Source organism: Rhodococcus sp. OK519 (assembly GCF_003051005.1).
In the GTDB taxonomy this organism is placed as follows: domain Bacteria; phylum Actinomycetota; class Actinomycetes; order Mycobacteriales; family Mycobacteriaceae; genus Prescottella.
Genome location: NZ_QAOW01000011.1, coordinates 1 through 21249, shown reverse-complemented (window position 1 = coordinate 21249; position 21249 = coordinate 1). Strand labels below are relative to the sequence as shown.

The 21249-nt window shown below is 69.2% G+C and carries 12 protein-coding genes; 8 read left to right on the top strand and 4 right to left on the bottom strand.

The annotated features are described in order from the left end of the window. Nucleotides 1-11 precede the first annotated feature (11 nt). A complete protein-coding gene (pks13, locus tag C8K36_RS22280; RefSeq protein WP_107987195.1) occupies nucleotides 12-4952 on the top strand; it encodes a polyketide synthase Pks13 in 4941 nt (1646 codons plus the stop codon). Next, a complete protein-coding gene (locus C8K36_RS22275; RefSeq protein ID WP_107987099.1) occupies nucleotides 4953-6497 on the top strand; it encodes an acyl-CoA carboxylase subunit beta in 1545 nt (514 codons plus the stop codon). A 214-nt stretch (nucleotides 6498-6711) separates the two neighbouring features. On the opposite strand, the gene C8K36_RS22270 is transcribed toward C8K36_RS22275, so the two are convergent. The 3 genes from C8K36_RS22270 to C8K36_RS22260 form a co-directional block, all read right to left on the bottom strand. Next, a complete protein-coding gene (locus tag C8K36_RS22270; RefSeq protein WP_107987097.1) occupies nucleotides 6712-10032 on the bottom strand; it encodes an arabinosyltransferase domain-containing protein in 3321 nt (1106 codons plus the stop codon). Nucleotides 10033-10105: 73 nt separating this feature from the next. Continuing rightward, nucleotides 10106-13426, bottom strand: coding sequence for an arabinosyltransferase domain-containing protein (locus tag C8K36_RS22265; RefSeq protein WP_258195550.1), 3321 nt, complete (start codon nucleotides 13424-13426; stop codon nucleotides 10106-10108). A 28-nt stretch (nucleotides 13427-13454) separates the two neighbouring features. After that, nucleotides 13455-15260: a glycosyl transferase gene (locus C8K36_RS22260; protein ID WP_107987095.1), complete on the bottom strand. Its 1806-nt coding sequence runs from the start codon at nucleotides 15258-15260 to the stop codon at nucleotides 13455-13457. A gap of 254 nt (nucleotides 15261-15514) precedes the next feature. On the opposite strand from C8K36_RS22260, the gene C8K36_RS22255 reads away from it, so the two are divergent. Together C8K36_RS22255 and C8K36_RS22250 are read left to right on the top strand one after the other, a co-directional pair. Beyond that, nucleotides 15515-15964, top strand: coding sequence for an SRPBCC domain-containing protein (locus C8K36_RS22255; RefSeq protein WP_107987093.1), 450 nt, complete (start codon nucleotides 15515-15517; stop codon nucleotides 15962-15964). Beyond that, nucleotides 15954-16289 carry an ArsR/SmtB family transcription factor gene (locus tag C8K36_RS22250; RefSeq protein WP_107987191.1) on the top strand — a complete coding sequence of 112 codons (336 nt, stop codon included), beginning with the start codon at nucleotides 15954-15956 and terminating at the stop codon, nucleotides 16287-16289. Before C8K36_RS22255 ends, C8K36_RS22250 begins: the two co-directional genes overlap by 11 nt. On the opposite strand, the gene C8K36_RS22245 is transcribed toward C8K36_RS22250, so the two are convergent. Further along, nucleotides 16255-16536: a helix-turn-helix domain-containing protein gene (locus C8K36_RS22245; RefSeq protein ID WP_107987091.1), complete on the bottom strand. Its 282-nt coding sequence runs from the start codon at nucleotides 16534-16536 to the stop codon at nucleotides 16255-16257. The two genes, C8K36_RS22250 and C8K36_RS22245, sit on opposite strands and share 35 nt — an antisense overlap. Nucleotides 16537-16586: 50 nt before the next feature. Here C8K36_RS22245 and map point away from each other — a divergent pair, with 50 nt between their 5' ends. Genes map through C8K36_RS22225 form a run of 4 tightly spaced genes read left to right on the top strand, consistent with a single transcriptional unit; the run spans nucleotide 16587 to nucleotide 20865 of the window. After that, nucleotides 16587-17357, top strand: a complete 771-nt coding sequence (gene map, locus C8K36_RS22240) for a type I methionyl aminopeptidase (RefSeq protein WP_107987089.1) — start codon at nucleotides 16587-16589, stop codon at nucleotides 17355-17357. Between the two features lie 9 nt (nucleotides 17358-17366). Next, entirely contained in the window at nucleotides 17367-20174 is a 2808-nt protein-coding gene (locus C8K36_RS22235) for an FAD-binding and (Fe-S)-binding domain-containing protein (RefSeq protein WP_107987087.1), read from the top strand. Nucleotides 20175-20188: 14 nt separating this feature from the next. Next, nucleotides 20189-20371 (top strand): hypothetical protein, encoded by a 183-nt coding sequence (locus C8K36_RS22230; RefSeq protein ID WP_107987085.1) that lies wholly within the window; start codon nucleotides 20189-20191, stop codon nucleotides 20369-20371. Between the two features lie 5 nt (nucleotides 20372-20376). After that, entirely contained in the window at nucleotides 20377-20865 is a 489-nt protein-coding gene (locus tag C8K36_RS22225; RefSeq protein WP_107987189.1) for a hypothetical protein, read from the top strand. Nucleotides 20866-21249 lie beyond the last annotated feature (384 nt).

Genomic DNA, 21249 nt, shown 5'->3' with positions numbered 1-21249 from the left:
CTGAACACGAGATGACGGTCGCGCAGCTGCGCGAATGGATGCGTAACTGGATCGCTGCGGCAACCGGGCAACCGGTGTCGGCGATATCGGACGATCGACCCCTGGAGGAGTTCGGACTCTCCTCCCGCGACGCGGTCGCGTTGTCGGGGGAGATCGAGGATCTCGTGGGAGCCACGCTCTCCGCCACGATCGTGTACCAGCATCCCACCATCGCCTCGTTGGCCACCCGCATCATCGAGGGCGAGCCGGAGCTGCCCACGGACGCCGAGGACGCCGGGTACTACCGCGGTGGTGTCCCGGCCGGGCAGTCGCACGACATCGCGATCGTCGGCCTGGCTACCCGGTTCCCGGGCGCCGGTCACACCCCGCAGGACATGTGGAAGCTGCTGATCGAGGGCCGCGATGCGGTCACCGATCTGCCCGAGGGCCGCTGGGCGGAGTTCACGGCCGATCCCTACGTGGCGGCCGCCGTCGAGAAGGCCGCCACCAAGGGTGGCTACCTCGACGACGTGCAGGGCTTCGACGCCGAGTTCTTCGCGATGTCGCCGCTCGAGGTCCAGAACGTGGATCCGCAGCAGCGTCTGGCTCTGGAGCTGACGTGGGAGGCGCTCGAGCACGCGCACATCCCGGCGAGTGACCTCAAGGGTCGCGAGGTCGGTGTGTTCCTCGGCTCGTCGGCCAACGACTACCAGCTGATCGCGGTGAGCGATCCGGCGTCGGCCCACCCGTACGCGCTCACCGGCACATCGACGGCGATCGTCGCGAACCGTGTCTCGTACTTCTACGACTTCCGCGGGCCGTCGATCGCGCTCGACACCGCGTGCTCGTCGTCGCTCGTCGCCGTACATCAGGCGGTGCGCAGCCTGCGTTCGGGCGAATCCGAGATCGCGCTGGCCGGCGGTGTCAACATGCTGCTCGCGCCGCCCGCGACGCTCGGCTTCGACGAGGGTGGTGTCCTCACCGAGGACGGCAAGATCAAGGCCTTCTCGTCCGATGCGAGCGGCATCGTCCGCGCCGAGGGCGGCGGTGTCGTCGTGCTCAAGCGTCTCGAGGACGCCGAGCGTGACGGCGACACGATCCTCGCGGTCGTCGCCGGTACCGCCGTCAACCAGGACGGCCGCTCCAACGGTCTGCTCGCCCCCAACCCGGATGCGCAGGCCGACTGCCTGCGGCACGCGTACCGCGACGCGGGCATCGTTCCGACCGGCGTCGACTACATCGAGGCGCACGGCACCGGCACGATCCTCGGCGACCCGATCGAGGCGGACGCGCTCGGACGCGTCGTCGGCCGCGGTCGCGACGACGACAAGCCGGCGCTGCTCGGCTCCGCGAAGACCAACTTCGGTCACCTCGAGGCCGCCGCAGGCGCTGCGGGCCTGATCAAGGTCGTGCTCGCGATGCAGGAGGACGTCATTCCGGCGTCGCTCAACTACGCGGGCCCCAACCCGTACATCCCGTTCGACAAGGCGCACCTGCAGGTGGTCCCGGAGGCGACGGCGTGGCCGCGCTACACCGGTCAGGCCGTCGCGGGCGTGTCCGGTTTCGGTTTCGGTGGCACCAACGCGCACGTCGTCGTGCGCGAGTACAGCAAGGTCGAGACCCCGGCGGAGACCTCCCCCGAGGTCGACCTGGACAACGAGAACACCACCATCGAGGCCGAGGCCGAGCGGATGCTCGCCGAGGCCGCCGCCTCCGTCGGGCTCGACGAGGCGTCGGACGCCGTCGAGATCGCGGAGACCGCGGTCCTGCTGGCCGTGTCGGCGTCGATGCCGTCCCGCCGTCGTCGCGCCGCCGAGGACCTGGCCAACTGGCTCGAGACCGAGGAGGGCAGCCGCACGCCGCTCGCCGCCGTCGCGCGCACCCTCGCCAAGCGCAACCACGGCCGCTCCCGCGCTGTGGTCATCGCGAAGGACCGCGCCGAGGCCGTCACCGGCCTGCGCGCCGTCGCCGCCGGCAAGCCCGCCCCGGGCGTGCTGACCGCCGACGCCCCCGCCGCGAAGGGCCCGGTCTGGGTGTTCTCGGGCTACGGCTCACAGCACCGCAAGATGGCCAAGCAGCTGTACATCGAAAACTCGGTGTTCCGCGCGGCCGTCGACGAGGTCGACGTGCTGATCGAGGACGAGGCCGGCTACTCCATGAAGGAGAAGTTCCTCGACGACTCGATCGACTACGACGTCGAGACGTCGCAGGTCGGCATCTTCACGATCCAGGTGGCGCTCGCGAAGACGCTGCGCCATCACGGTGCCGATCCCGCGGCGCTGGTCGGACATTCGATGGGCGAGGCCGCCGCCGCGTACGTCTCGGGCGGACTGTCGCTCGAGGATGCCGTCCGCGTCATCTGCTCGCGTTCGCGTCTCATGGGCGAGGCCGAGGGGCTGCTCGAGGGCGACGCCATCCGTCTGATGGCGCTCGTCGAGTACAGCTCCGAGGAGATCGAGAAGGTCCTGCCGGACTTCCCGAACCTCGAGGTGTGCGTCTACGCGGCCCCCACCCACACCGTGATCGGTGGCCCCGAGCCCGAGGTGAACGCGATCGTCGCGCGCGCCGAGTCGGAGGAGAAGCTGGCCCGCGTCCTGCAGACGAAGGGCGCGAGCCACACGTCGCAGGTGGACCCACTGCTCGGTGAGCTGGCGGCCGAACTGGCCGGCATCGAGCCGCACACGCTGAAGGTCGGCCAGTATTCGTCGGTCGATCAGGACGCGTTCTACCCGGCGGGTCACGCCCCGATCCACCCGGTCGATTACTGGACCAAGGGTCTGCGGCACAGCGTGTACTTCACGGGCGCCGTCAAGGCCGCGGTGGACGCCGGCCACACCACGTTCGTCGAACTCGCACCCAACCCGGTGACGCTGATGTCCGTCGCCGCGACCGCGTGGGCCGCCGGGATCGCCGACTCGCAGCTGATCCAGACGCTCAAGCGCAAGGAGGACGAGCCGCTCGGCGTGCTCACCGCCCTCGCGCATCTGTACGTCCACGGGCACGCCGTCGACCTGTCGTCACTCCTGCCGGCCGGCGACTTCGCCGACCTGCCGCGCACCGCGTTCCTGCGCAAGCGGCACTGGATCGACGCGCGCGTCTCGTCGGCGGGCAACACCCGAGTTCCGGGTGCGCACGTCGCGCTGCCCGACGGCCGCCACGCCTGGGAGGTGCAGGCGTCCGCCGTCACCGACCTCGGGGCGCTCGTCACCGCCGCCGCGACGCAGCTGTTCGCGGACGTCGCGCTGACCGGTGCCGTCGCGCACGGCGACGTGCCGTCCGCCGGGACCCTGACCACGACGCTGGTGCCGCACCTCGGTGGCGCGTCGGTGCAGGTGCATGCCAAGGGGCAGGCGAGCGGAGCGACGGGGAATGCGCTCGGCAATGGTTTCGCGTTGCTGTACGACGCCGTCGTGTCGTCGGGTGAGGCGCTGCCGGAGCCGGTTGTCGCCGCACCTGCCGCGCAGTCCCGTGTATCCGACGACATAGCGGACGAACCTGCTGAGGTTTTTGCGGACCGTTGGGATCCGACGAGTTCCCAGTCGCTCGAGGATCGGTTGACGATCGTCGTGGCGGAGTCGATGGGTTATGCGCCGGAGGATCTGCCGGCGGAGATCCCGTTGATCGAGTTGGGTCTGGATTCGCTGATGGCGGTGCGGATCAAGAATCGTGTGGAGTACGAGTTCGACATTCCGCAGCTGCAGTTGGCGGCGGTGAAGGACGCGTGTCTGCAGGACGTCGCGAAGTATCTGCGGTACGCGGTGGAGAACCGCGAGGAGGTCGCGGCGATGGCCGCGCAGCAGCAGGTGGAGAAGGATGCCGGGGAGACCGTTTCGGCGGCGGCCCCGGAGATTCCCGATGCTGCTGTGGTCGAAGATGCCGCGGCTGAGTCCGGCGAGGTCGATGTGCCGCCGCGTGATGCGGCGGAGCGGTTGACGTTCGCGTCGTGGGCCGTGGTGACCGGTAAGGCGGCGAAGGGCATCTTCGGGACGCTGCCGATCCTCGACGACGAGTCGGCGGAGAAGTTGGCGGCGCGTCTGACGGAGCGGTCGGGCGGCGAGATCACTGTCGACGACGTGCTCGACGCGGAGACGATCGAACAGTTGGCCGAGACGGTGCGTCAGCATCTCGAGGACGGGTTGAAGATCGACGGTCTGGTGCGGACGTTGCGTCCGCGGGCCGAGGGCTCGGATGCGGTGCCGGTGTTCGTGTTCCATCCGGCGGGTGGGTCGACGGTGGCGTACGAACCGCTGCTCAAGCGCCTGCCGTCGCACACCCCGATGTTCGGCCTCGAACGTGTCGAGGGCCCCATCGACGACCGCGCCGCGGCGTACGTGCCGCTGATGCGGGAGATCCAGGGCGACGGCCCGTACGTGCTGTGCGGCTGGTCGCTCGGCGGTGTTCTCGCCTACGCGGTGGCCCGCATCCTGCGCGAGCAGGGCGCCGATGTCCGGATCGTCGGATTGCTCGACACCGTCATGGCGGGCGAGCAGGTCGAGGACACCCCGGAGGAGATCCGTAAGCGCTGGCAGCGGTACGCGGCCTTCGCGAAGGAGACCTACGGTGTCGAGGCGCCGCTGCCGTACGACAAGCTCGCGGCGGCCGAGAGCGACGAGGAGCAGATCGGGATCCTCATGGACCTGCTGAAGCTGAGCGGCGCGAAGATCCCGGGCGGCATCATCGAGCACCAGCGCACGTCGTGGCTCGACAACCGGGCCATCCAGACGACGAAGCTCGAGCCGTACGACGGCGACGTCGTGCTGTACATGGCCGACAAGTACCACGAAGGCGCGATCGAACTCGAACCTGCGTTCGCGACCCGTCAGCCCGACGGCGGCTGGGGTGAGGCAGCGCAGAACCTCGAGGTCGTCTACATCGGCGGCGACCACATCCAGATCGTCGACGAGCCCTACATCTCCAAGGTAGGCGCGGACCTGTCGAACAAGCTGACCGAGATCGAGAAGCGGAGCAACTGAGTGAGCACCACCACCGCGGAAAAGCTTGCGGAACTACACGAAAAGCTCGAGCGGTCGAAGGCCCCGGGTAACCCCAAGGCGATCCAGAAGCGCAAGGACAAGGGCCTGCCGACGCCGCGCGAGCGGATCGACATGCTGCTCGATCCGGGGACGTTCGTCGAGATGGGACAGCTCGCTCGCCAACCCGGCGACGAGTCCAACCCGTACGGCGACGGTGTCGTCACCGGTCACGGACTGGTGGACGGCCGTCCGGTCGCGGTGTTCGCACACGACCAGACCGTGTTCGGTGGTGCGGCCGGCGAGATGTTCGGCCGCAAGGTCGCGGCCATCGGGGACTTCGCCATCAAGATCGGTTGCCCGGTCGTCGGCATCAACGAGTCCGCGGGCGCGCGCATCCAGGACGCTGTGACATCGCTCGCGTGGTACGCCGAGATGGGTCGCCGTCAGGAGCCGCTGTCGGGCATGTGCCCGCAGATTTCGATCATCCTCGGCAAGTGCGCGGGCGGTGCGGTGTACGCACCCATCAACACCGACATCGTGATCGCGACCGAAGAGTCGTACATGTTCGTCACCGGCCCGGACGTCATCAAGTCCGTCACCGGTGAGGACGTCAGCCTCGACGAGCTCGGTGGCGCCCGCAACCAGGCCGAGTACGGCAACATCCATCACGTTGCGGCCGACGAGAAGGCGGCGTTCGAGTACGCCCGCCAGTACCTGAGCTACATGCCGTCGAGCTGCACCGAACAGCCCCCGATCATCAACCCGGGTCTCGAACCGGAGATCACCGAGGACGATCTGTCGCTCGACACGTTCATGCCGGATGCCGACAACTCGGGCTACGACATGCACGACGTCCTGCTGAAGATCTTCGACGACGGCGAGTTCCTCGAGGTTCGCGCGGAGTCCGCGCGCAACATCATCACCGGCTACGCGCGCGTCGACGGCCGTCCGGTCGGCGTGGTCGCGAACCAGCCGATGCACCTGTCGGGCGCGCTGGATGCGGCGGCGTCGGACAAGGGCGCGCACTTCGTGCGGGTGTGCAACGCGTACGACATCCCGCTGGTGTTCGTCGTCGACACCCCCGGCTTCCTGGTCGGTGTGGAACAGGAGAAGGTCGGCGTCATCAAGCGCGGTGGCCGCTTCCTGTTCTCGTACGTCGAGGCGACCGTTCCGAAGGTCACCGTCGTCGTGCGCAAGGCGTACGGCGGCGCCTACGCGGTGATGGGTTCCAAGCAGCTCGGCGCCGACGTCAACCTGGCCTGGCCCACTGCCCGCATCGCGGTCATGGGTGCCGAGGGTGCTGTCAACCTCATCGGTCGGCGTCAGATCGAGGCCGCCGGCGACAACGCGCCAGCGGTCCGCGCGCAGCTCATCAACTTCTACAACGAGCACGTCGCGACGCCGTACATCGCGGCCGAGCGTGGCTACGTCGACGCGGTCATCGAGCCGTCGACCACCCGCCTGGAGATCCGCAAGGCGCTCCAGTTGCTCCGCGGCAAGACGATCTTCAAGAACCCGCGAAAGCACCACTTGCTTCCGTTCTGACGCTTTCGTCTCCCAGCTGAAGGGACCCTTTGTGCGCTCACAGCGCATGAATGGGTCCCTTCAGCTGTTCAGTGGGCCGACCGTGGCCGCATTCGGAGCTGTGGACGCGGCCGCTCGCCTGTGGATGGATGCACGCCTGTGGATAAAGCTGAAGGGTCCGTTCATACGCTGGGAGCGCATGAACGGACCCTTCAGCTGAAAGGACCGAACAGACTTACGGCTCGTACACCCGCATGGTGCCGGGCGACCAGAAGCCGGACCGGTTCACCTGTTCCGTCTCGACGGGCACGGTGGTGGCGTCGGGGTAGAACCGGTCGTACCGCTCGAGTGAGCCCCAGTCGCGGCCCCAGTCGTGGTTCAGGTAGGTCGGGACGGTGGTGGCGCTGGCGAGCATCTCGGTCCAGCCGAGCGGGCCGCCGTTTTCGAGGGACTGCCAGGTGTCGGTGGAGCTGACCGCGAGGGGCCGGTCCGGCAGGATCCGGAAGGTGGGCATCTCGGCGACACCGTTGAGGTGGTTGAACGGACGCTGGCAGGGGAACTGCAGTCCGACGGCCCAGTCCAGCAGAACGGGCTGCTCGGTACCGACCACGCTGCCCAGCGACTCGAGCGTGGGCACGCGCGGCGGTGTGAAGGCGAGCCACTGGTCGCCGGTGAGGTTGGGGTCGCTGGCGCTGATCCGCACGACGTCGGTGTCGGCGGGCAGTTCGTCGATGGGGACCCGCAGGTTTCGCCATGACGGGGCGGGGCCGATGTCGCGGGGCACGGCGGTGCCTTGGATGTCGACGGTGCCGTTCGGCTGCCGCTTGCCGTATTCGACGACGAGGGACTGGCCGTAGTTGGTCTGCCCGGTGATCTGGTCGACGGACCAGATGCGGCCGGCGGCCGACAGCACGACGAGCGGGGCGTCGTCGCTGCGTTCGGGCAGCTGGTACCAGCTGGACACGACCGAGGCCTGCTGCTGGATGCCGTCCTGGTAGCTGCCGAGGATGGGCGTGCGGGCCGGATCGAGCCCGAACGGCAGTTTGACAGTGCTGCCGTTGACGCCGAGCGCGCCGACGCCGCCGGTGGTGCCGGAGCCGCCGCCGGTTTCGAAGCTGGGGCCGATGCTCTGACTGTCGGTGTTGCCCATGCCGGCCTTGACCTCGACGAAGTCGGCGGTCAGGTCGTCGGGCACGCCGTTGGGCGTGAAGCCGACGGGCTTGGCGCCTGCGAGCGGATCGTTGGGGTCGGCGAGCGGCTTGGCGGGGTCGGCGATCGGGGTGAGGGCGCCTGCGTTGGGGTCCTTCTCGACCAGCACGTCCTCGGCGAGGCCGCACGTCTTGCCGGCGAGGGCCTCGATATTGGAGCGCCCGAGCGAGTACGCGGGGTACTGCGTCACGGCGCCCTTGAGCATCGACAGGACCTCGAACAGCACCATGACGCCGGCGATGACGGTCAGCGGTGCGGCCGCGAACTTGCGGATCCGTCGACCCTTGGGGGTGCCGGGCTTCGCGGGCGGCGGCGCATAGCCCTCACGCAGGTACTGCCATGCGACGAGCGCGACGGACAGACCGAACAGCACCAGGAAAAGGGTGCTGGATTCGCGCCCGCTGAGCTGGACGGTCTTGTCGAACCACGGCACGCCGTAACTGGAGACGTACCAATAGCCGTTGATACCGGAGAACGACAGCGCCAGGACGAACAGGAGTCCGGCGAGGAACATGCTCCGGTTGCGGCGGGACCGTAGTGCGCTCGCAGATACGACGACGGCGGTCAGGGCGGCCAGGGAACCGGCGATGCCCGCGTAGGCCCCGAAGTGGTGGGTCCACTTCGTGGGGTTGAACATCATGAAGAACATCGTTCCGAAGACGATGCCCATCAGCCGCCACGACGGTCCGGTGGCGACGCCGGGGATCCGCTTGCGACGCAGGAACACGAACAGCACGGTGAACAGGCACAGCAGCATCGTCAGGAACGCGAAACGGCGCGCGAGCGAGCCGTCGGTGGTCTGGACGAACAGGAAGTAGTAGCGCTGGTAGTCCTGGAACCATTCGAGGTTCGGGCCGATGATCGTGCGGACCCGGGTGGCCTCCATGACGGTGGAGAAGGTCTGGTCGGCGAACACGACGACGAGCACTAGGGTCCCGGCCGCGGCGAGCGGCAGCAGCTGCGAGAACGTGCCGACTCTCTTGCGGCGCCGGACGATGAGCCGGGTGATGGGGCGCAGGCCGGCCAGCAGCGCCGCGATACACATCAGACCGGTGGGGGCGGCGGCCAGCGTGAACGCGCCGACGAGGGCGGCGATCGCGGCGGGCAGCAGGCGTCTCGTGCCGATGGCGCGTTCGATCGAGCACCAGGTGAGCAGTGCACCGACCGCGACGATCGGTTCCGGGCGCAGGCCGTTGTTGTAGGGCAGCCAGAAAGCGAGGAACACGAGCCCGCCGGTCCACAGGGCGACCTGGTTGTGGCGCACCGCGCGGCCGAGGCGCGGCATGACCTCGCGGCTGATCACCATCCAGCACAGGATCGCGGCGAGGAGCGCAGGTAGGCGCATCCACGGGCTGGCGGTGGAGATCTTCGCCATGAGCGCGAGGACGTCGTAGTACCAGCCGAACGGCGCCTCGGGGACGCCGAACCAGCGGAAGTAGTTGGCCATGTAGCCGGAGTGCTCCGACGCGCGGGCCATGGTGAGCAGGTAGCCGTCGTCGGCGGTGTTGGCGCCGAAGAAGTGCCAGCCGACGAGGGTGCCGACGACGACGCCGTCGACGCCGGTGATCTTCCACCAGCGGGCGGGCAGGAAGCGGCGGGCGCGGCGGCCGTCGGTGCCGTCGAGTCGGTGCAGCGCGACGAGCGACACGAGGGTGGCCAGGACGGCGCCGATCATCGCGATCAGCTTGACCGGGCTCGGGCTCGACGAGAACCGCGAGTCGATGTCCATCGTGAACTGCAGGCCGGGCACGTTCTTGCCGTCGAGATCGCTGAAGATGCCGACGATCTGCGGACGGTAGTCGAACGGCATCTCGCCCTTGACGGGCTTGCCGTCGTCGTCGGTGAGGCCGACGAACTCGGCGGTGGTGCCGTCGACATCGGACTCGATCGCGATCGCGCTGCAGCCCGACTCGACGTCGGCGCGTGGCGCGGTCGCGATGATGACGTTCCGGTTGAGGACGTCGACGGACTCGCTGGACACGCGCACGAACATCGCGTTGACGGGCGCGTTCTCACCCTGGGCAGGCGCGGTGGAGAGCAGGATGCCGCCGGCCTCGGGCAGTTCGGCGACGGCCCGACACGGGATCGACGCCGACAGCGAGACCGGCACCTGCGACATCAGCGGTGCCTCGACATCGGCGGCGACGCCGTTCTCGGGCCACGACACCGTCGCCGCGGTCTGGGTGACCGGGAGGAACGGCGTCGCGAGGGCCAGCAACACGCCGAGCAGGCCCGTGACGACTGCAATCAACCGAGCGTTGCGGACATCCGCGTTGCTGGGTCGAGAAGCCGGGGGCGGAGCACTGGCCTCGGGTCCGGGCACGGGGGCTGTCACAACGTCGGGCACGTTTGTCGATCGTAGGCGAGATGTTTTCGTTACCCGAACCAGGTCGGTGCCTCTCAGCGACTTCACAGGCTGGTCAGGCGGGTGGCGTCTCCCGGATCGGGCCCGGGGACCACAGCCCCGAGCGTGTGACCTGCTCGACGTCGACCTGCGCGGGCTGCGCCGATTCGACGATCGGGGCGAATCGTTCCAGCGAGCCCCAGTCCCGGCGCCAGTCGTCGTCCAGGTAGGTGGGGATGGTCTGGGCGGTCAGCAGCAGCGAGGTCCAGCCGAGCGGGCCGCCGCCGATCGCGTCCTGCCACGCATTGGTGGCCTGAGCGCCCACCCGGTCGGGGAGGATGCGGTACTCGGGGATCTCGGCGACGCCGTCCTGGTGGGCGAACGGACGCTGGCACGGGAACGCCAGGCCCACAGACCAGTCGATCAGCACCGGGGCGGTGCTTCCGACGACGGACTGCAGCGTCCGCATGTGCGGCACCCGCGGCGGGGTGACGGCGAGCCACTGGTCGGGTGCGAGTCCGGTGTCGGAGGCGACGAGTCGGACGGTGTTCGCCTCGGCGGGCAGCTGGTCGAGCGGCACCCGCAGGTTCCGCCACGACGGTGCCGGACCGATGTCGATCGGGGCGACGCGGCCGAGGACGTCGACGCCGCCGTCGGCGGTGCGGGTGCCGTATTCGACGTCGAGCACCTGCCCCTCGGTGACGACGCCGTCGGGGTCGACGGAGTGGATGCGTCCGGCGGCAGCGATCGTGAGGATCGGGGCGTCGTCGCTGCGCTCGGGCAGCCCGTACCAGCCGGTGACGAGGTCGGACTTCTGCTGAGCCCCGGACTGGTAGCTGCCGAGGACCGGCGTGGTCGCCGGGTCGAGGCCGAACGGCAGGGACACGCTGCTGCCGTTGACGCCGGTGGACGCTTCGGTGCCGCCGCCCGTCCCGGCTCCGGTTCCGGTGGTGCTCTGGCCCGAGTCGGAGTCGGCGTCGACGGAGTTCGCGCCGCCGGTCGCGACGTTCTCCTTGTCCGCAGTGAGGTCGCGGGCCACGCCGTTCGCAGTGAAGCCGGTCGACTCGGTGGCGCCGAACGCGCCTGCGCCGGCGAGATCCTCGGGCGGCGACGCGAGTCGCAGCACTGAGGCGTTGGTGTCGTCCTCCACGAGGACGTAGTCGGCGAGTGCGCACGAGTCGCCGGTAACCGACTGCAGGTTCGCCTTCGCGATCGAGTACGACGGGTACTGCGCGACGGCGCCCTTGAGGAGCGAGAGCACCTCGAACAGCACGACGACGGCCGCGGCCAGGGTGAGTGGGGCGGGCGACCAGCGTCGGATCCGGGCGAGCCTGCTTCCGTTGCCGAGCGCGGCAGTCGAGTTCTCGGAGTTCTTGTCTCTCTCGTACGGCTCGCGGATGTGGTACCAGGCGGCCAACAGCAGCGCGAGGACGGTCAATGCGAGGAACCCGGTGGCGAAGGACTTGCCGCCGATGGACGGCGGCTTGTCCCACCACGGCACGCCGTAGCTGGAGACGTACCACCAGCCGTTGGATCCGGTGAACGACATCGTGAGGATGAACAGGACGGCGGCCGCGAACAGTGTGCGGTTGCGCTTGGAGCGCAGGCTCGCGCCGGCCACCGCGACGGCGGTCAGGGCAGCGGCGGATCCCGCGAGCCCCGCGTACACGCCGAAGTGGTGCGTCCACTTGGTGGGGGTGAAGCTCATCAGCAGCAGCGACGCGAAGATGATGCCGAGGATGCGGCGGGACGGGCCCGTCGCGGTGCCCGGAATCTTTCCGCCGCGGCGCAGCAGCATCATCACGCACACGATCAGGCAGAGCAGCATGACGAAGACGCCGAAGCGTCGGGCCAGCGAGCCGTCGGGGGAGATGTTGAGCAGGGCGTCCCAGCGCACGCGCTCGTCGAACCATGCGACGTTGGGGCCGACGGCGGTGCGCACGCGGGTCGCCTCGAGCACCGAGGCGAGGGTCTGGTCGGCGAACACTGCCACCAGCACGACGGTGCCGGACGCGAGGACCGGTGCGATCAGGCTGAGGAACCAGGTCTTGCGGGCGCGCCGGACGGCGATCTGCACGATCGACCGGGCGCCGGCGATCAGTGCGGCGATCGCGATCAGGCCGGAGGGTCCGGCGGCGAGCGAGAACGCCGCGATCAGCACGGCGACGGCGGCGGGCAGCATGCGTCCGGTCGCGATCGCGCGTTCGATCGAACACCACGTGAGCAGCGCGCCGAGCGCGATGATCGGTTCGGGGCGCAGGCCGTTGTTGAACGGCAGCCAGAACGCCAGGAACACCAGGCCGGCGGTCCACATCGCGATCGCGTTGCGGCGCACCATGCGGCCGAGGCGCGGAATCACCTCGCGGCTGATGATCATCCAGCAGAGGATTCCGGCGATCAGCGCGGGCAGACGCATCCAGATGCTGGTGGTGCTGACCTTCGTGAACAGCACGAGGACGTCGTAGTACCAGCCGAACGGCGCCTCGGGGACGCCGAACCAGCGGAAGTAGTTGGCCATGTAGCCGGCGTGCTCGGAGACGCGGGCCATGTTGAGCAGGTAGCCGTCGTCGGACGTGTTGGCGCCGATGACGTGCCACAGCAGTAGTCCGCCGATGACGACCGCGTCGATGCCGGTGAACCGCCACCAGCGGGCGGGCAGGAAGCGGCGTGCGCGGCGGCCGTCGACGCTGTCGAGTCGATGCAGCGCCACCAGCGAGACCAGCGTCGCGAGCACCGCGCCGATCATCGCGACCAGCTTGATCAGCGTGGGGCTCGACGAGAACCTGGAGTCGATGTCGGCGCGGACGTCGAGGCCCGCGGGCGGGGCGCCCGTCAGATCGGTGAAGACACCCACCACCTGCGGCCGGACGTCGCCGGTCACGGTGGTCGCCTCCTGGTCGGGGAGTCCGGCTACGGCGGCGGTGGTGCCCTGCGGATCGGACGTGACCACGATCTCGGTGCAGCCCTGCAGCGTGTCGACTGGCAGTGACAGCAACTCGGTGTCGCGCAGGATCGCCCGCAGGCGGGCAGGTTCACTGCCCGATGCGGCGTCCACCTTGATGACGAGGCCGTCGGCCTCGGCGCGGCCTGCCGAGGTCGGGGTCGTCGCGACGAGTGCGCCGCCGCTTTCGGGCAACTGGCCGACGGCGGTGCACGGGATGCTCACATGCAGTTGCTGCGGCGTGTACGAGATGAGCGGGGCCTCGACGCTCGTGAGGCTGCCGTTCTGGGGCCAGCTGATCGAGGCGGCGTCCTGCTGCACGGGCAGGAACGGCGTCGCGATCGCCAGGATCGCGCCGAGCAGGCCGGTGACGATCGCGACGAGGCGGGCGTTTCGCACCTCCTTCGCGGGGGCGCTCGAGTCGGCCGAGTTGGGGGCGGTCACGTCGTCTGGCACGAGAGTCGACTCTAGGTGAGCCGGCGGGTCACGTCAGATTCCGCACGTCCCAGACCCACACACCGTCCACCCAGCGGCCGTCGACGCCGAGGAGTCGTTCGAGGGTGGTGTGCAGTGCCTGCTGGTTCTTGCCCGGTGGCAACACCACGACGTCGGCGTTCCAGAACCGCAGGTCCTCGAGCGTGGTGGCGCGGGTGGCGTCGTCGATCGTCGGAGCCACCCCGCTGCCCTGCGTCTTGGCGAGCAGCAGTGCGGTGGGACGGTCGTCGGGTCCGTACTTACCCTTGTCCTCGGGGCCGGCGGGGCCGACGAAGTAGCCGCCGGCAATCGGATACCCGAACCGTTCCTCCGTCTGCCACAGCAGTGCCTTCGCGTCCTCGGGCCGGGGGAGCGGAACGGTGACGACGGACCCGTCGGACACGTAGGAGCGCCAGGTGCCGTCGGCGAAGAACGCCGGCACCGGCGCACGATGGGCGACCTCGAGGGGCGCCGGCGCCAGCGGCAGCAGCGAGACGGCGAGCCAGCCCAGCCACAGCAGGGTGGTGGAGCGTTGCCCGACTCGTCCGGTGGTGATGGCCCGATCGGTGCCGAGGGCGAGCAGGATCGCGATCGCGGGGATGCAGCCCATCGCGAAGCGGGATTCGAGAACCGATTCGAGGAGCGGCAGTTTCGCGAACCATGACCACGGCAGTGTGATCCCGGTGTCGGTGTGCGCGACGGTCAGTTCCACGCCGAGCGAGAGGACACCCATCACGGCGACGGTCGCGGCGGCTGCCCGGGCCATCGGCACGCGCCACAGCCACACCGCGGTCATCGCGACGAGCAGTAGCAGCGGCCACCCGAAGAACGCGTTCTCCTCGGTGGCGTTCATCGACAGCCCGGCCGCGGATCCGGGATCGCCGGCGAGGGACTGGGTCGGGAATCGGGTGAACGCGTTGGCGTCGTTGCCGACCGAGCCGTGCTCGATCGAGTGATAGCTCTGCGGTCCGAGGAACTGCCACCACAGCGGGACCGCGACGATCGCGAGCGCGACGACGCCGGCGACGCACAGGCCCTTGAATCCGCGGCGCACGGCGGCGATCGCCGCGCCGGGTCGCGATGCGCCGTAGGCGATCCCGAAGATCACGAAGGCCATCGAGTAGATCAGCAGGGGTTCCTCGCCGAGGAAAATCTGGTAGGCGACGGCCAATCCGAGGGCGACGCCGTTGCGGATCGGGCGTTCGCCACTGGCCAGACGGATCACCAGCAGTGCGATGAACGGCAACAGGAACAGCGCGACGAAGTTGGGGTGGCCGTTGGTGTGGGAGATCATCGCCGGCGCGAAGCCGCAGAAGACGCCGCCGACCGCTGCCGCGAACCTGGACTGCGCGACGTGGCGGGACAGCACCCAGTACCAGGCGGTCGCGGTCCCGGCCAGGCCCAGCGTCAGCGCGAGCGTGAATGTCACGGTGGGCCCGAAGATCAGAGTGATCGGGGCGAGCGGGATGCTGACGCCGAACATCGCGGTGTTGGCCATCAGGTTCACGCCGAGCGGGTAGTTCTGCAGCGTGCTCGACAGCGGATTGTCGAAGTTGGCGAGCGAGTGCGCGGTGACCGCGAAGAACCACTCCCACATCGTCTGGTCCTGGCCGCTGCGGACCAGGTAGCCGTCGCCGAGGTGCTTCCACTGCCGTCCGAGGACGAACACGGCGAGGGTGAGGAACGAGGCGGCGGCGGCGAGGTCGGTCGGTGCGAGCCGGATCCTTCGTGCCCGGGTGGCGACCGACTGCGCCGCTGTAGTCGTCGTGGATCCGGACGAGGTGGTCCCGTCTGACAGTTGCAGAATCTCGCTCACATCGCCCCTTCCGTGTTGCTGGACGGAGGGGGCGAGGCGCCGCGCAGCCGTCGGTAGGCCGGAGGCGAGAATACCGCAGCTAGCTGGGTCCTAGCTGTGAGAAGCGGTGGCGCCCGGCGGCACACCGGGCATAGGGGACGTCCGGGTCACGATCCGGTCGGCGTTCGCAATAGTGCAACCGGGGGGTTGCGCATGATCGTCGTTGCTGCAATCCTGGAGTTGCAGGTAGAAGTCGAACCGGAGGGACGGAACCCATGGATGTGCTGGACCGAATCGAACGGAAAATCGAGATCGACGCCCCGGCAACGCGGGTGTGGAAGCTGATCAGCGAACCCGGCTGGTACATCAACGACGAGCGGATCGTGGAACACCGGATCGAGCGACGTGGGGAGTTGGACGTCGTGCACGATCCGGCGCACGGCGAGTTCGCGTTCGCGACCGTCGAACTCGACGAACCCCGGTATGCGGCGTTCCGTTGGCTCGTCGAACCCGGCGCCGCGGACGGGCCGTCGACGCTGGTGGAGTTCAGGATCGTCGAGACCTCGCCGGGGAGCGTCGTACTGACGGTCGTCGAGACCGGCTTCGCATCGCTGCCGGAGGGGGAGAAGGAGCGGCGCAGTCGGTACGACAGCCACGTCGAGGGCTGGGGCATCGAGATGAGGCTCGCCAAGCGTCATGTGGAGGCGGCGGTGGATGCGCGCTGACGAATCAGCCGCTGCGCCGGTCGTGTTCGCCGCGCTGGCGGACGACACTCGTTGGGACATCCTGCTGCGACTCGGACGTTCCCCGGCGTCGGCATCCGCGCTGGCGCGGGAGTTGCCCGTGTCGCGGCAGGCGATCGCGAAGCACCTCGCGGTGCTACAGGAGGTGGGACTCGTGGAGGCCCAGCGTGACGGCCGTGAGGTGCGGTTCGTCGCGGTCGGTGCGCGGTTGAACGAAGCTGCCGCTCAGTTGGAGCGCATCGCGTCCGGGTGGGACCGCCGTCTCGAGCGGATCAAGATGCGCGCCGAGACGCCCGATCCGGACTGACCGCGTCGCCGTCGAGGGCGGCGGCGATGTCGTCGAGGGAGATGTCGAGGACGTGCGCGACGGCGGTGATCGTGAAGAACGCCGGTGTCGCGATGCGGCCCGTCTCGATCTTGCGGAGGGTCTCGACGGAGATCCCCGCGTCGAGCGCGACCTGCACCATCTTCGTCTCGCCTCGCGCGGATCGCAGCAGTTCACCGAGTCGTCGCCCACGTTCGAGTTCCTCCGCCGTCAGCGGCACGCGCACCATGATGACTATAGTAATACCGGTATAATTATTTGAACCGGAAGGTGTCAGTCGTGGTCGAACTCAAGACCCAGGTGGAGATCCAGGCGATGCGGGCGGCGGGGCGGGTCGTCGCCGACGCGCTCGCCGCGGTGCGCGCGAATGCGAGCGTGGGGGTGAGTCTGCGCGAACTCGACGCCGTCGCCGCGCGCACCATCGCCGACTCCGGTGCCAGCCCGGTGTTCCTGAACTACCGACCGAGCTCGGCGCCGTACCCGTTCCCGGGCGTCATCTGCGCCTCCGTCAACGACGCCGTCGCGCACGGAATCCCGTCGGACTACCGGTTGCGTGACGGCGATCTGGTGAGCATCGACGGCGGCGCGACGCTCGACGGCTGGTGCGGCGACGCGGCCATCAGTTTCGTCGTCGGCACCGCGGATCCCGCCGACGAGGCGCTCATCTCGGCCACGGACGAGGCGCTCCGACGCGGCATCGCCGCCGCTCAGCCTGGAAACCGTCTCGGCGACATCGGTGCCGCGATCGGCGCCTACACCCGACGCCTCGGCTACGGACTGCTCGCCGATCACGGTGGTCACGGCATCGGCCGCGTCATGCACGAGGATCCGCACGTGGCCAACGAGGCGCGCGCCGGCAAGGGCATGCGGTTGCGTCCCGGACTGGTCCTCGCGATCGAGCCGATGCTCATCGCCGACGGCTCCGACGACTATCGCCACGATCCCGACGGCTGGACCCTGCGATCCTTGTCCGGCGCCCGCGCCGCGCATAGCGAGCACACCGTCGCGATCACCGACGACGGCCCGGTGGTGCTCACGACACGGCACTAGGCTGCACGTATGCCGGATTGGACGCCGATCTCCGACGCGCTGCGCCGCGCCGGGGTGCGGGACGTCCGCGACGACGGCACCACCCGGGCGATGTATTCGTCGGACGCCTCGCTGTACCGGGTGCCGCCCACGACGGTGGTGTTCCCGCGCGCGATCGACGAGGTCGCGACGGTGCTCGACGTGTGCCGCACACGGGGTGTCCCGATCACCGCGCGCGGCGCGGGGACGTCCGTCGCGGGCAATGCGGTGGGGTCGGGTGTGGTCGTCGACTTCAGCCGTCACCTCGGCCGGGTGCTCGAGGTCGACCCCGAGGCGCGCACCGCGGTCGTCGAACCCGGCGTCGTGCACGCCGCGCTCGAGGGCGCGGCGGCCCCGCACGGGCTGCGCTTCGGGCCCGATCCGTCCACGCACAACCGCTGCACCGTCGGCGGCATGATCGGTAACAACGCTTGCGGTGCAAGGACTCTCGGGTACGGCCGGACCTCCGACAATGTCGTGGGGCTCGAGTTGCTCACCGGCGTGGGGGAGGCGCTGTCGTTGCCGGCGGCGACCGACTCCCCGCCGCTCGATCGTCTACGCGCCGTCACCCACACCGGATTGGCCGCCATCCGAACCGAATTCGGCCGCTTCGGCAGGCAGGCATCCGGGTACTCACTCGAGCACCTGCTGCCGGAGAACGGCTTCGACGTCGTGAAGTTCCTCGTCGGCAGCGAGGGCACACTCGGGATCGTCACGCAGGCCACCGTGAATCTGGTGCGGGATCCGGCGCACCGCGTGCTGGTCGCGCTGGGCTACCCCGACATCGCAGCCGCCGGTGACGACTCCAAGGCGGTCCTCGGGTTCCGGCCCACCGCGTGCGAGGGCATCGACTCGCGCCTGGTCGACGTTGTCCGTGAACGGCGTGGGCCGCAGGCCGTGCCCCCGCTGCCGCGCGGGGCGGCGTGGCTGTTCGTCGAGATCGCGGGGGAGTCCCGCGACGACGTGCTCGACCGGGCGCAGGCGCTGGCCAAGGGTTGCGGTGCGATCGACGCGCTCGTCGTCGACGATCCCGCGCGGGCGGCGGCGCTGTGGCGGATCCGGGAGGACGGCGCCGGTCTGGCCGGACGCAGCCCGGCCGGCAAGCCCGCCTACGCGGGGTGGGAGGACGCCGCCGTCCCGCCCGACCGGATGGGCCCCTACCTGCGCGACTTCGACGCACTGCTCACCGAATTCGGTCTCACCGGCCTGCCGTACGGGCATTTCGCCGACGGCTGCCTGCACATTCGCCTGGACCTGCCGCTGGATCGGCCGTCCGGCACCGACGTCTTCCGACGCTTCCTCGTCGCCGCGGCTGAGTTGGTCGCGCGCTATGGCGGCTCGTTGTCGGGGGAGCACGGCGACGGCCGCGCCCGCAGTGAACTGCTACCGCTCATGTACTCGCCCGACGCGCTGCGCCTCTTCGGCGCCGTCAAACACGTCTTCGACCCCGACAACATCCTCAACCCCGGAGTCCTTGTCGACCCCCGCCCGGCCGTCGCCGACCTGCGTGTCCCGCAGACACTGCCGCTGCGCCGGAACCTCGCGCTCGCCTACCGGGACGACGACGGCGACTTCGCCCAGGCCGTGCACCGCTGCACGGGTGTCGGGAAGTGCCGCGCCGACATCACCGGCTCCGGTGGCGTCATGTGCCCGTCTTATATGGCGACGCGGGAAGAGAAGGACTCGACGCGCGGACGCGCCCGCGTCCTGCAGGAGATGGTGAACGGCGGTCTCGTGCGCGAGGGCTGGCGTTCGCCGGAGGTGCACGACGCCCTCGACCTGTGCCTGTCGTGCAAGGGCTGCGCGTCGGACTGCCCGACGGGCGTCGACATGGCCTCCTACAAGGCGGAGGTCCTGCACCAGAGCTACAGGAAGCGGCTGCGCCCGGCCTCTCACTATTCATTGGGGTGGCTGCCGCGCTGGGCCGCGATCGCCGGACGGGCGCCGCGCCTGGTCAACGCGATGACCCGACTTCCGGGTGTCGCCCCGACCGCGTTGACGCTCGGGGGAGCGGACCGACGACGCCACGTCCCGCAGTTCGCGACGACGACCTTTCGACGTTGGTTCGCCGCGACCGCCGCCGAGCGGCGCAACACGGGCGACCCGGTCGTCCTGTTCGTCGACACCTTCACCGACCACTTCACGCCCGAGGTCGCAATGGCGACGGTCCAGGTACTGGAGGACGCCGGATTCCGGCCCCGCCTCACCCCGAAACGGCAGTGCTGCGGTCTGACGTGGATCACCACCGGCCAGCTCGACGCGGCCCGCCGCATCCTCGGTCGCACCGTGACGGCGCTGGCGGAAGAAGGAGTGCCGATCGTCGGGATGGAACCGTCGTGCACGGCGGTACTGCGCGCCGACGCCCTCGAACTGCTCGGCACCGACGACGCCCGGGCCGTCGCCGACTCCACGCGCACCCTCGCCGAACTGCTCACCGGCCGCGACGGCTGGCAGCCCCCGGACCTGTCCGGGACCACCGTCCTCGCGCAGCCCCACTGTCACCACCACGCCGTCATGACGTGGAACGCGGATGCAGAGTTGCTGACGCGTGCGGGGGCACAGGTCCAACGCCTCGGCGGGTGCTGCGGGCTCGCCGGCAACTTCGGCGTGGAGAAGGCGCACTACGACGTGTCCGTCGCCATCGCGGAGCACCAACTCCTGCCGACCATCGAGAGGACGACCCCCGAGACCGTCGTGCTGGCCGACGGCTATTCGTGTCGGACGCAGATCACCGATCTGGCTCGACGTGAGGGCGTTCACCTGGCCCAACTCCTGGCCGATCAGGCAAAACGCGGCTGAGGCACAATCCAGGCATGCTCTCGACACCGGTCCTCGTCACGATCGTCTCCGTGTGCATCGGATTCGTACTGTTCGTCCTGGCTGCGAGCGGGGCGAGGGGACAGTGGGACAAGCGTCTGGTGATCGGCCTGCTGATCGCAGCGGTGCTGTGCCTGACGGCCGTTCCTCTCTCTGTCGCCCTGAGCGCGGCAGTGTGACGCCGATGAGCACCAGCTGGCCGAGTGAATGGCCGACGACGCCTCGTCAGATCGCCGTCGCGACCGATGCCGCGATCACCGCTGCCCGCGCCGCCTCCGGTGAGCAGTTCGCCGAGGAGATCGAGAACCTGACTGCGCTGCCGTTCGAACAGGTGACCCTGGTGCACGCCGGAGTCGTGCGGGCGCTCCTCGAAGACCTCCACCCCGACGGCTTCTCCGGCGACGACATCCAGGACGCGCTCACTCGCGTGGCCGGTGCGGCTCTCGTTTGGCTGCCCGGTCTCGATGTCTCCGCGCTCGCCGCAGTCCTCACGGGTTCCCTGGGACTGACCGAGATGACCGACGACGCCCAGCGGATCGGCCAGGCCGAATACGTCCGCAGCGCGATACTGGTCATCGCCGACCTCCTCTCCGCAGCCGACGTATCGCCACACAGGTATCTGAAGGCTGCGATCGGGGAGATCGCGCGGGCGGAGACCGTCGAGATGCCCTGACGGCCACCTTTCGGCGCCGCCGGAGGACTGGATGTACCGAATGTCGACACTGCATGCGGCCTTCACGGCCTCTGACCAGGCGATTTGGTGTTCTGCGCAAGGTTCGCGTAACTTATTCCAAGTCAGAGCGACACGGACACCGACCCGGACGCGATCTTCACAGGTCAGCGAGGGAAAACGAGGTTGTACGGGGAGCGCCTGATACTCCTGGAAGTTGCTTTTCTTCTCTCGTGTAGGGTTGTGGAGCGCCTTCGGGTGGCCGAGAAAGTGTCGGATTTGCTTCCGGTGTGGGATCGGGTTAGGCTGGAACGGTTGCCCCGGAGCGAGAAATCTTAGGGTTTCGAGTGATGGTGTGCGCGTGTTCTTTGAGAACTCAACAGTGTG